We start from the raw sequence: 11900 nt of genomic DNA, 5'->3' as shown, positions 1-11900 counted from the left end.
GACATACAGCGCCCGTTCGTCACGTTGTCGTGCCCAGCGATGCGCGACCTCGAGCAGCAGGGTCGATTTCCCCACCCCGGGCTCCCCCGACAGCAGTACCACCGACCCCGCGACGATACCGCCACCGAGTACCCGGTCGAGGGGGGGCCGCCCCCCACCCCCCCCCCCCGCCCCCCCCCCCCGGGCTCGCCGCCCCCCCCCCCCCCCCCCCCCCAATGGGCCCCAAACCCCGCCCCGCCTTCGGGGCCGCCAAAAATTCAGTGCCCGCCGGCCGAACCGGTGGTGCTCTTGGAGAGTTCGGATTCGTGGCGGGGAGATTCGATGCCGGCGTCGACCGGGACCTCGACCTGGACGGTGCCGTTCTCCTTGAAGTTGAACGAGACGTTGTAGGTCAGGCCCGGGGTGATGTTCTGGGTCAGCCCGGTGATCTCGATGGCGGCGGTTTTCGTTTCCCCGGCCTCGGTATCGACGGTTTCGCCGGTGGTGTGGGTTTCCGCGCCGGCGGAGGGGGTCGAGACGACGACCGTTTCGGAGGGCGCGATTTCGATCTTGTCGCCGGTGGCCGGGGTGATCTTCACCGTGCCGAGGTCGGTGGTGACGCCGGTGAGTTCGTCGGTGACGGTTTCGCCGGTGTTGATGATCGACAGTGCCAGCGCCGCCTGGCCGCCCGCGGTATTGGTGTGGGTGCCGGACCCCGGGTAGACGATATGCACATTGCGCAGCGAGATGTCGCCGGCTTCGGCGGTGTTGCCGTTGATCGCCGCGACCTGGTCGGCGGTCTGCGAGATCTGGCCGGCGCTGCAGCCGGACAGGATGATGGCCGCTCCGGCGGCGAGCGCGGCGACCGGCACCAGGCGCCGGCGCCGTCGAGTCGAGGCGACCGGGCTCGCGGCAGTCACAGCAGTCAGGGCAGTCACGGGTTGTCCTCCATGTCCGAGTGGCGCACTCCAACTAGGCACTGTAGTAGTCGGCGTACGGGCCCGGATGCACCGGGCGGTGTCAGGGGGCATTGCGGTATTGGGACTGTGTGATTTGTCGCACCAATCGCCTGCGGGTATCGCTTCCGGGGTGGTCGAGCGGGTAATGCTTCGTAGCGGTTGTCCGGTGGACCGTGCGATCGGGGCTTCGGTGGTACCCCGGGCCCCTGCTGACCGGTAACGATTCGGCTTCCGTGCCTCGGTTCCCGGCCCCGGTGCACCGCGGTGCCGGCCGGTCCGGTGGAGCGTGGGGCCGACACTCGTTCGGCCCCAACGTGATGCACACCAAACACGCCCTGTCAAGCCCCAGTACCTGGTCGTTGTGGCCCTGACCTGCGCAGTTGATCGCGCCGTTATCGAGTCGCGTGTTAAACTGTGAACATCGAAAGGGGCACGGGACACATGATTTTTAAGGTCGGAGATACCGTCGTTTATCCCCATCATGGGGCGGCTTTGATCGAAGCTATCGAGACCCGCACCATCAAGGGTGAGCAGAAAGAGTATCTGGTCCTGAAGGTCGCACAGGGTGACCTCACTGTTCGGGTTCCCGCGGAAAACGCGGAATACGTCGGCGTCCGCGATGTCGTGGGCCAGGAAGGCTTGGATCGGGTCTTCCAGGTGCTACGGGCGCCACATACGGAAGAACCCACCAACTGGTCCCGCCGTTACAAGGCCAACCTCGAGAAGCTCGCCTCCGGTGATGTGAACAAGGTGGCCGAGGTCGTGCGCGACCTGTGGCGCCGGGAACAGGATCGTGGTCTGTCCGCGGGCGAGAAGCGGATGCTGGCCAAGGCACGGCAGATCCTCGTCGGTGAGCTGGCGCTCGCCGAGGGGACCGATGACGGCAAGGCCGAGACGCTTCTCGACGAGGTTCTCGCCGCGGCGTCCTGACCGTGTACGAACCGGACGGGGCCGGCCGTAACGCCGGACCTGTCATCGCGTTGGTTCCTGCCGCCGGTCGTGGAGAACGTCTGGGAGCAGATGCTCCCAAGGCGTTCGTCCCGGTCGGCGGCACACCTATGCTCGGGCTGGCTGTCGGTGGGTTGATGGCTGCCGGGGTTGTCGACGAGATCATAGTGATGGTGCCCGCCCAACTCGTCGAGGCAACGGCAGCTCTGCTTCCCCCTGCGGCACCGGCCCGGATCGTGGCCGGTGGCGCCGAACGTACCGATTCTGTGCGCGCCGGGCTGGCATATGCCGGCGCGGCCGCCCACGTACTGGTGCACGATGCCGCGCGGGCGCTGACCCCACCCGATCTGATTGTCCGGGTGGTGGCCGAACTGCGGGCCGGCCGCCCCGCCGTCGTACCGGCGCTACCGGTGGTCGATACGGTGAAATCGGTCGATCCCGCCGGCGTCGTGACGGGGACACCGGACCGTTCCGCGTTGCGCGCCGTGCAGACCCCGCAAGGATTCGCCGCCGATGTGCTGCGCCGCGCCTATGAGCATCCGGAGAGTGCCACCGATGATGCGGGCCTGGTCGAACGGCTGGGTGTCGACGTGCACACCATTCCCGGCGATCCGCTCGCATTCAAGATCACAACGCCGCTCGACCTGCGCCTGGCCGAAGCCGTGCTCGACGGAAAGCAGGTGGCCGGGCGATGATGGATTTTCGCGTCGGTATCGGTACCGATGTGCACCCGATCGAACCGGGACGGCCCTGCTGGATGGCCGGGCTGCTGTTCGACGGTGAAGACGGATGCGCGGGACATTCCGACGGCGATGTGGCCGCCCATGCGCTGTGCGATGCCCTGCTGTCGGCCGCCGGGCTCGGCGATGTCGGGTCGGTCTTCGGAACCGGCCGCCCGGAATGGGCCGGAGTGTCCGGCGCCGCCATGCTGAAGGAAGTGCGGCGGCTGCTCGAGGACTCCGGATTCGCGGTCGGCAATGCCGCGGTCCAGGTCATCGGTAACCGCCCGCGGATCGGGCCACGACGGGCGGAGGCCCAGCAGGTGCTGGGTGAGTTGCTCGACGCACCCGTTTCGGTATCCGGCACCACCAGCGACGGACTGGGGCTCACCGGCCGCGGTGAGGGTATTGCCGCGGTCGCCACCGCACTGTTGCACTGTCCGGGGCGGCCGAGCGACCTCTCCGAGGTCCGGTAACCGGACGATCGGGGACAGCGAAGCCGCTTCATCGAGCAAGAGCCGGCACCCGGGTCGTCGAGGCCGTGTGAGCACAGCACTGCCCTTCCCGCCGCGGTGGGAAGTGTCACCGCCGCGCCACAAGGTTCATTGCCACGCTCCGGCACAACTGTCGCTGCCGTGACCGTGCGGCCGAATGCCGTAGTACCGGCCGTTGCCGCTACCCTGCCCATATCCCCGCTGCACCACTTCCGAGTGCAATCCACATACGAAACTAGGATCGACTGCCGTGACGCTGCGCCTGTTCGACACCGAGAAACGGACCCTGCGTGATTTCACGCCGCTGGTACCCGGACATGCCTCGGTGTACCTGTGTGGGGCGACCGTGCAGGGTTTACCGCATATCGGGCATGTGCGCAGCGGCGTGGCGTTCGATATTCTGCGCCGCTGGCTGGCGGCGGGCGGGCTGGATGTGGCATTCATCCGCAATGTCACCGATATCGAGGACAAGATCCTCACCAAGGCGGCGGCAGCCGGCCGGCCGTGGTGGGAATGGGCCGCGACCCATGAGCGCGCCTTCGATCAGGCCTACCGGCAGCTCGGGGTGCTTCCGCCGTCGGCGGAGCCGCGGGCGACCGGGCATATCACCCAGATGGTCGATTTGATGCAACGGCTCATCGACCGCGGGCATGCCTACGCCTCCGAGGGCAATGTGTATTTCGATGTGCGCAGTTACCCGGATTACGGCGATCTGTCCGGGCACCGGCTCGAGGACGTACACCAGGGTGAGAGCGCCGGGCTGGGCAAACGCGATCCGCGCGATTTCACGCTCTGGAAAGCTGCGAAACCGGGCGAACCCACGTGGCCGTCGCCGTGGGGGCCCGGCCGCCCCGGCTGGCATCTGGAATGCTCGGCGATGGCCGAGTTCTACCTCGGTTCCGAATTCGATATCCACTGCGGTGGAATGGATCTGGTGTTCCCGCACCATGAGAACGAAATCGCGCAGTCCAAGGCGGCCGGCCACGGTTTCGCGCAGTACTGGTTGCACAACGGCTGGGTGACCATGGGCGGCGAGAAGATGTCCAAATCGCTCGGCAATGTGCTGTCCATTCCGAATGTGCTGAAATCGGTGCGTCCGGTGGAGTTGCGCTTCTACCTGGGCAGTGCGCACTACCGTTCCATGCTGGAATATTCCGATAAGGCGCTCGCCGATGCCGCCCAGTCGTATCAGCGGATCGAGGCTTTTGTGCAGCGGGTCGCCGAACGCGGCGGTGATATCCCGATGGGCAAATGGACCGATGGTTTCGCCGCCGCCCTCGACGACGACCTCGGTGTCCCGAAGGCGCTCGCCGAAATCCATCACGGCGTGCACGAGGGCAACCGCGCGCTGGACGCCGGTGTGCTCGAGACCGCCCGCGAACATGCGGGCCAGGTCCGGGCCATGCTCGATGTACTCGGGGTGGACCCACTCGACCCGCACTGGCATACCGCCGCCGATCATTCGGCTGCCGACGCCGCCCTCGACGTGCTGGTCGGTGCCGAACTGGAACGCCGCCAGCAGGCCCGGGCCGCGAAGGACTGGGCCACCGCGGACGCCGTACGCGACCGCCTGCAGGCCGCCGGCATCGAAGTGACCGATACCCCGAACGGTGCCGAATGGTCGCTGGGCACACCTACCCCTGGAAAGGCGGGCTGATGGCCGGCAATTCACAACGTCGTGGTGCGATCCGCAAAGGCGGCAGCAAGAAGGGGCAGGTGGTCGGCTCCGGCGGGCAGCGCCGCCGTGGACTGGAAGGCCGGGGGCCGACACCTCCCGCGGAGGCGCGTACCAAACATCCGGCGGCGCGCAAAGCCGCCGCGAAAGCGCGTGCCGCCCAGAAGAGTTCGACCGGCCGTGCGCCCCGCCCGGCCGGCCGGCACGGTGATGACGGACCGGAGCTGGTCCTGGGCCGCAACCCGGTGACCGAATGCCTGCGCGCCGGGGTCCCGGCGACCGCGCTGTATGTGGCGGTCGGTACCGAGAACGACGAGCGGCTCACCGAAAGCGTGCGAATCGCCGCCGATACCGGGATATCCATCCTCGAGGTACCGCGCACCGATCTGGACCGGATGAGCGCCAACGGTTTACACCAGGGAATGGCACTGCAGGTGCCGCCCTACCGGTACGCGCATCCGGACGATCTGCTGTCCCGGGCCCAGCAGTCGGTGGAACCGGCCCTGCTCGTGGCGCTGGACAATATCTCCGACCCACGCAACCTGGGCGCCGTGGTGCGTTCGGTCGCGGCGTTCGGCGGGCACGGCGTGGTGATTCCGCAGCGGCGAAGCGCCAGCGTGACCGCCGTGGCGTGGCGGACCAGCGCCGGGGCGGCGGCCCGCCTGCCGGTCGCTCGTGCCACCAACCTCACTCGCACGCTCAAGGATTGGGCTGCCAAGGGGGTGCAGATCGTCGGTCTGGACGCCGGCGGTGACACCTCGCTCGACGATTTCGATGCCACCGGGCCCACGGTGATCGTGGTGGGGTCCGAGGGCAAAGGGTTGTCCCGGCTGGTCCGGGAGAATTGTGACGCGATCCTGAGCATCCCCATGGCGGGTCCGGTGGAATCACTCAACGCTTCCGTCGCGGCGGGCGTGGTGCTGGCCGAAACAGCCCGGCAGCGTCGCGCCTGACCCCGCCGCGGTCCCGGTCAGCGGGCGGTTCCGCGCCGATTCGGTCGCGCCCGGACCGCAAAACCGCCACCGCACCGTAGAATTCGTTCTGTGGTGATACCCAACACGCCCATCGGTAAGCCGGTCGAGCACCCGTATGCGACGGCGGTGCTGCTCCTGGGTGCGGTCAGCCTGCTGTGTTTCGGGCTGACCGGGCCGGTGGCCTGGGCGATGGGTAAACGGGCACTGGATCAGATCGACGAATCGGGCGGCGCCTACGGTGGGCGCACACAGGTCGTGATCGGGTTCACGCTGGGTGTCATCGGCACGATTCTGGCGGTGCTGATGGCGCTGCTGTTCGCCCTGGTATTCCTCACCGGCGGCTGACGGCGATCAGTCCAGGCTCTGCTGCCCGTTCCATTTCGCAGGCTCCCAGGTCGGCCATTCCTCGCTGATCGAACCCGACCAGGTCGGCTGACGACGTTCCCGGAAAGCTGTCATGGCCTCGCCCGCGTCCCGGCTGCCGGCGATGTGATCGTTCAGATCGGCCTCCAGTTGCGCGACTGTCGCCGGTTCCAGCCCGACCCCTTCCCAGAGCAGACGTTTCGACAGGGCAGCGCTCAGCGGCGCCGAACCACCCGCGATATCGTGCGCGACCGCCATCGCGGTCGGGAGCACCTCCGCCGCGGGCAGGCAGGCATTGGCCAGGCCCATCGCTTTTGCTTCGGCGCCGTCGAAGGTGCGGCCGGTGAGCAGGATATCGGCGGCGTTGGCGAGACCCGCCAGCCGCGGCAGTGTCCAGTGCGCGTAGCCGTCGGCGAGGACGCCGCGGCGCACCTGGCTCAGCGCGTACACGGCGTCGTCGGCCAGGTATCGCAGATCGCATTGGAGGGCGAGTGCCAGGCCGACGCCCACCGCATGCCCGTTGACCGCCGCGATCACCGGTTTGCGGATCCGGAACGGAGGCGGATCGATACTGGCGCTCACCTCGCCCACCCGGTCGGACAGGTCTGCTCCCGCGCAGAATGCGGGGGGAGTGCCGGTGATGACCACTACTCGGATCGCGTCCTCGGTGTCACACCGCTTCAACGCCGCCCCGAGCGCTTCGGTCATGGCGGGATTGAACGCGTTCTGTTTGGCCGGCCGATTCAGGGTGAGGACGGCGATGCCCGCTGAGACATCGACGAGCAATTCCGAACTCATGGTGGGGAGTGTATTGGTGAACGGCCGCGCCCGGGGTTCCGGGCCGTAATCAGCGCAGAACTTTACGGCTGATGGCGTATTTGTGGACTTCGGTGGGGCCGTCGTAGAGCCGGAACGGACGCATATCGCGGAAGATCATTTCGACGACCGTTTCATCGCTGACACCGATCCCGCCGAGGATCTGGACGCAGCGGTCGGCTACCTTGAACAGTTCCTCGGAAACGAAGGATTTCGCCATCGAACTCTCGTGGCGAGCCTTTTCGCCCTGGTCCATGAGCCAGCAGGTATGCCAAATGGTGAGCCGGCACTGGTGCAGCGCGATCTCGTTATCCGCGATCATGAACGATACGCCCTGGTGTTCACCGAGTGTTTTGCCGAAGGCCGTGCGGGTCTTGGCATGGTCGATGGCGATGCTCTGGGCGCGTTCGGCGGCGCCGAGCCAGCGCATGCAGTGGGTGAGCCGGGCCGGGGCCAGCCGCAACTGCGCGTAGCGCAGGGCTTGACCCGCTTCGCCGAGCAGGGCGGATTTCGGCAGGGTGAGCCGGTCGAAACGAACCACGCAATGCCCGGCCACGTAGTTGCGGTCCATGGTGTTCATGGTGCGTTCGATGACGATGCCCGGCTGATCGCCGTCGGTGAGGAAGAGGGTGGGGCCGGCCGGGAGGTGCGGGTTCTCGGCGAGCTTGGCCATGATGATCCAGGTTTTCGCGCCGTTCGCGCCGGTGATCAGCCATTTGCGGCCGTCGATGGTGAAGTTCTCGCCGTCGAAGGTCGCGGTGGTGGACAGCTGGGCCGGGTCGGAGCCGGCGCCGTCGGGTTCGGTCATGGCGAAAACCGACCGCTGGTGGCCGTCGATGACCGGCTTCAGGTAGCGCTGGGTCTGGTCCGCGTCGGCGATCTTGGAGAGTAGGAACATATTGCCCTCGTCCGGCGCCGCACAGTTCATCGCGACCGGGCCCAGGGTGGACCAGCCGGCAGCTTCGTACAGAACGGCCTGCTCGACATGGGTGAGGCCGCGGCCGCCGAGTTCGGTGGGCGCCTGGATGGTGAGCAGATCCTCGGCGCGGGCCAGCTCCACGAGTTCCTGGCGCAGTTCGTCGGTGGGGCCGTGCGCGGTGAGCCGGGGGTCGCGCTCGTAGGGCACGATCTTATCGGCGACGAACTGGCGGATCCGGTCGCGTTCGGCGGCCAGGTCGGCGGGAATCGTGAAGTCGATCATGTGGTGCCCTTCGTTCCGGGAGCGTTGCGCACGAGCATACGAAACCTCCGGTCCCCGACTGAAGGCACCTGCCCGCAAAGCGATCCCCGCCGGGGTCACCGCACGCGGGCGACCTGCCGCTGCCGGGCGCCGATCACCCGGCAGACCAGGTAGATCAGAAACGAGATCGTGGTGACGAACGTCGATACCGGCGCCCCCGGCGCCAGCGACAGCAGGATCCCGCCGACCGCCGAGATCTCGGCGAAGATCACCGCGAGCACCGTGGCCCGCACCGGATCGGCGGTCAGCTGCGCCGCGGCGGCCGCCGGTGTGATGAGCAGCGCGAGGACCAGCAGGGCGCCCACGATCTGCACGCCGAAGGCGGCGGTGATACCGAGCATCACCGCGAACAGAATCGACAGGGCGCGTACCGGGACCCCGCGGGCCACCGCGACCTCGGGATCGGTGCTGGCGAACAGCAACGGCCGGTAGACGACGGCGAGCACCGCCAGCACTGCCGCGGTACAGGTGGCCAGCAGGGTCAGCCCGCTGAAGCCCACACTGACGACCTGCCCGGTGAGCAGCGAGAACTTCGACCCCGCGCGTTCGGGTCCGAGCCACAGGAACAGCACCGAGAGGCCGAGCCCGAACGACAGCACCACCGCGATCACCGAATCGCGTTCGCGGGCCCGGGTACCGAGAACACCGAAGAGTACTGCCGCGATCACCGAACCGGCGATCGCGCCGATACCCACCCCGGCGCCGACGAGCAGTGCGGCGGCGGCGCCGGTGAGCGACAGTTCGCTGGTGCCGTGTACGGCGAACGACATCTGCCGGCTGATGATCAGCGGCCCGATGGCCCCGGCGAGCAGACCCAGCAGTGCCGCGGCGAGTACCGCCTGCTGTACGAAGTCGTAGCCGAGCAGGTGAACGGTGGTCTGCAGATCGAAGATCTCGGCCAGCACGTCGGAGAGCTTGTCCATCTAGATGTGTGCCTGTCGGGGTTGCCGGCCGGAATCGGCGCCTGCCGGGTCGGGGGTGTGCGGGGTGCCGGGGTCGCCGTGGCAGTGGGCGCCGGCGGTACCGAGCGCATCCATGGTGTCGCCGGTGCCGACCACGACCAGCCGGCCGCGGACGCGCAGCACATCGACATCGGTCTGATACAGCTCGGACAGCACCGCCGAGGTCATCACCTCGTCCGGCGTGCCGATCCGGAACTTCCCGTCGACCAGATACAGCACCCGGTCCACCAGCGGCAGGATCGGGTTGATCTCGTGGGTGACGAACAGCACGGCAGTTCCGTGCTCGCGGCGCCGCCGGTCGATCAGGCCGGAGACGAGTTGCTGGCTGGCCAGATCGAGACTGAGCAGGGGTTCGTCGCAGAGCAGCACCGCGGGGTCGCCGACCAGGGCCTGTGCCACCCGCAGCCGCTGTTGTTCGCCGCCGGACATGCTCTCCAGTGGAGCGCGCGCGAATTTCTCGGCACCGACATCGGCGATGGCGGCGGCGACCTTACGGCGGCGTTCGGCGCGGCCGCGCAGTCCGAGACCCCAGCGGTGCCCGTCCACGCCGAGACCGACCAGATCGGTGCCGCGTAACTGAACACCGGCGTCGATGGTGCGCTGCTGCGGGATGTACCCGATATCGGGATGCCCGGCGCGTGGTTCGGCACCACCGATACGGGCCCGCCCGGCGGACAGGCCGAGCTGGCCGAGCAGCACCCGCAGCAGGGACGTCTTACCGGACCCGTTGGGTCCGAGCACGGCGATGAACTCGCCCCGGGCGACACTGAGGTCCAGTTCACGCCACAATATGCGGTCGCCGAACCCGAGGGTCGCCGATTCGAGCGCGACGGCCGGCGCCTCGTTCCGGGGTCCGTCCGCCGGTTCGCCAGTGCGTCCCCGGGCCGGTTCGGCAGTGCGCGTGTCGGGTGAGACGGCGCCCTGCCTGCCGGGCGCTACTGTGCTCTCCCCGCCGGGCGACCCCGAACTCCGGCTGCGGGGTGGTGAAGGGTTCTGCCCCCCGCCGGGCGCGTCGAACTGCTGCGTATTGCCCGCGGACCGCTCCGGGCTGTTCCCGCCGGTGTCGCCCGCGGACGGCTTCGAGCTGCTGCCGGTGTTGCCCGGGGACCGCTTCGAGCTGTTGTCGCCGGTGTTGCCTGCGGATGGCTCCGAGCTGCTGCCGGTGTTGCCCGCGGATGGTTCCGAGCCGGTGCCGGTGACGCCTGTGGGTGGTTGTGAACCGTTGCCGGTGTCGGGCTGCGACCCGTTACCGGTCGCGTCTGCACCGTGGCCTGTCGCCGTCTTATCCGCGGGCAGGGCCGTATCGGCGCCGGATGGTGTGCCGCGACCGTGTGCCGACGCGGTTTCGCTCATCGGTTGCATCCGTTCGTCGCTTTCGGGCCGGGGTCAGCCGACGGCGTCGGCCAGCGCCTCGGCATTGCGGGTCTGCCAGGCCACGAAATCGAGTCCCGGCGGCAGCGTCTCGGTGACTTCGACCACCGGGATACCGGCCGCATCGGCCGCCGCCCGCAGGTCCTGGCTGACCTTGTCCTCGGTCTGGACGTTGTAGATCAGCACGTCGATCTGCCGGCCGGTGACCAGGTCGCGGGTCGCGGCCACGGCTGCCGGGGCGGGGTCGGTTTCCTGTTCGATCGCTTCCTGGTACTCGCGCGGTGTCCGGTCGACGGTACCGGCGTCCTGGAGCAGGTAGTACGCCAGTGGTTCTGTCTGCAGGACCGGCGTGCCCGGGTGCGCGCCGGCGGTCCGGTCGGTGAGGGCGGTGACCGCGTCGAGCCGGCCGGTGAACTCTGCGGCCCGGTCGGAATATCCCTGCGCATGCTCGGGATCGAGTTCGCCGAGGGCCGTGCCGATCTGCTGGGCTACCAGCGCGACGGTTTCCATGTCGTACCAGACGTGCTCGTTCGTATCGTTCTGGATGGCACTGTCGCGGGTCGCGACGGCTTCGACGGCGCGCTGTCCGCTGCCCTCGATCGCCTTGGCCATGAACTCGTCGTAGTGGCCGCCGTTGTAGACCACCAGATCGGCGTCGCTGATCTGCGCGGATTCGGCGGCGGAGGTTTCGTGGGAATGCGGGTCGGCGGCGGGATCGGAGATGATCGCCGTAACTTCCGCGTCCGGCCCGGCCACCGCGCTCGCGATATCGGCCCATACATTGGTAGATGCGACCACCTGCGGTTTGCCCGAATCATCCCCGGTAGCACCGCAGGCGGTGAGCGCCGCGGCCGTCGCCACACCGAGGGTGAGCAGTAAAGCGCTACGGGCAGATTTCAGTGACACGGCGTACCTACCAAAGAGTTTAATGGAAATCGTTTCCGTTTTACTTTAGCAGGAGACCGGAGATCCTCTGAACCGACCGTCCAGTGTCTATCCGCTGTGTCCGGCGCCGCGCTTACAGTCTTTCGTTCGGCCCGCGGGCTTCGCGGGCCGAACGCATGAGCGGGGCAGCCCCGTATTCAGCCGCACCCGACTCGACCCAGCCGCGGCGCTCAGCGCGGTAACCGGTCTCTGTGAACGCCTGAACGGGCCATGGCGCCCGAGTCGCCCACGGTCGGCTCTTTGTGTTGAACCCATCATGGCGCTCCGCCGAAGAGGCTGAGCGCGGGCTGATCGGCCCCGGGGGGGCGGGGAGGGGGGCCGCGGGCGGGGCGGGGGGGGGGCGCGGGGGCCCCCCCAGGGCGGCGCGCCAGGGGGGCCCGGGGCCGGGCCGCGGGGGGGGAGTGGCGGGGGGTGAGTGTGGGGGGGTGGGCGGTCGGATGGGCGCGGGTGGTCTG

General features: G+C 68.3%; 13 protein-coding genes. 6 read left to right on the top strand and 7 right to left on the bottom strand.

The annotated features are described in order from the left end of the window. Window positions 1–261: AAA family ATPase (locus QH196_RS32520; protein WP_432279470.1), on the bottom strand; the 261-nt coding region annotated here is incomplete at its 3' end. After that, on the bottom strand, window positions 258–917 hold the full coding sequence (locus tag QH196_RS10940; protein ID WP_280415653.1) for a hypothetical protein: 660 nt from the start codon (window positions 915–917) through the stop codon (window positions 258–260). The genes QH196_RS32520 and QH196_RS10940, both read right to left, overlap by 4 nt. A 462-nt stretch (window positions 918–1379) precedes the next feature. On the opposite strand from QH196_RS10940, the gene carD reads away from it, so the two are divergent. The 6 genes from carD (at window position 1380) to QH196_RS10910 (ending at window position 6093) form a co-directional block, all read left to right on the top strand. Then, complete coding sequence (gene carD / locus QH196_RS10935; RefSeq protein ID WP_011206964.1) at window positions 1380–1868, top strand: RNA polymerase-binding transcription factor CarD; 489 nt, start codon at window positions 1380–1382, stop codon at window positions 1866–1868. Window positions 1869–1870: 2 nt separating this feature from the next. After that, entirely contained in the window at window positions 1871–2581 is a 711-nt protein-coding gene (gene ispD, locus QH196_RS10930; RefSeq protein ID WP_432279468.1) for a 2-C-methyl-D-erythritol 4-phosphate cytidylyltransferase, read from the top strand. After that, window positions 2581–3081, top strand: coding sequence for a 2-C-methyl-D-erythritol 2,4-cyclodiphosphate synthase (ispF, locus tag QH196_RS10925; RefSeq protein ID WP_432279469.1), 501 nt, complete (start codon window positions 2581–2583; stop codon window positions 3079–3081). The genes ispD and ispF overlap by 1 nt, the downstream gene beginning before the upstream one ends. A 268-nt stretch (window positions 3082–3349) precedes the next feature. Further along, entirely contained in the window at window positions 3350–4756 is a 1407-nt protein-coding gene (gene cysS / locus QH196_RS10920; RefSeq protein ID WP_280415651.1) for a cysteine--tRNA ligase, read from the top strand. Next, window positions 4756–5727, top strand: a complete 972-nt coding sequence (gene rlmB, locus QH196_RS10915; protein WP_280415650.1) for a 23S rRNA (guanosine(2251)-2'-O)-methyltransferase RlmB — start codon at window positions 4756–4758, stop codon at window positions 5725–5727. Before cysS ends, rlmB begins: the two co-directional genes overlap by 1 nt. A 90-nt stretch (window positions 5728–5817) precedes the next feature. Next, window positions 5818–6093: a DUF4190 domain-containing protein gene (locus QH196_RS10910; protein WP_280415649.1), complete on the top strand. Its 276-nt coding sequence runs from the start codon at window positions 5818–5820 to the stop codon at window positions 6091–6093. Window positions 6094–6099: 6 nt separating this feature from the next. Here the strand turns inward: QH196_RS10910 and QH196_RS10905 are convergent, their stop codons facing one another. The 5 genes from QH196_RS10905 to QH196_RS10885 form a co-directional block, all read right to left on the bottom strand. Continuing rightward, entirely contained in the window at window positions 6100–6909 is an 810-nt protein-coding gene (locus tag QH196_RS10905) for an enoyl-CoA hydratase/isomerase family protein (protein ID WP_280415648.1), read from the bottom strand. 49 nt (window positions 6910–6958) lie between these two features. Continuing rightward, window positions 6959–8128 carry an acyl-CoA dehydrogenase family protein gene (locus QH196_RS10900; protein WP_280415647.1) on the bottom strand — a complete coding sequence of 390 codons (1170 nt, stop codon included), beginning with the start codon at window positions 8126–8128 and terminating at the stop codon, window positions 6959–6961. 95 nt (window positions 8129–8223) lie between these two features. Further along, entirely contained in the window at window positions 8224–9090 is an 867-nt protein-coding gene (locus QH196_RS10895) for a metal ABC transporter permease (RefSeq protein ID WP_280415646.1), read from the bottom strand. Next, entirely contained in the window at window positions 9091–9921 is an 831-nt protein-coding gene (locus QH196_RS10890; RefSeq protein ID WP_280415654.1) for a metal ABC transporter ATP-binding protein, read from the bottom strand. A gap of 594 nt (window positions 9922–10515) precedes the next feature. Beyond that, window positions 10516–11406, bottom strand: coding sequence for a metal ABC transporter solute-binding protein, Zn/Mn family (locus QH196_RS10885; RefSeq protein WP_280415645.1), 891 nt, complete (start codon window positions 11404–11406; stop codon window positions 10516–10518). Window positions 11407–11900: the final 494 nt, after the last annotated feature.

Origin of the sequence: Nocardia carnea, from assembly GCF_029868325.1 — a bacterium.
GTDB classification, from domain to species: Bacteria; Actinomycetota; Actinomycetes; order Mycobacteriales; family Mycobacteriaceae; genus Nocardia; species Nocardia carnea_C.
This window is presented reverse-complemented; position numbering and strand designations above follow the sequence as displayed.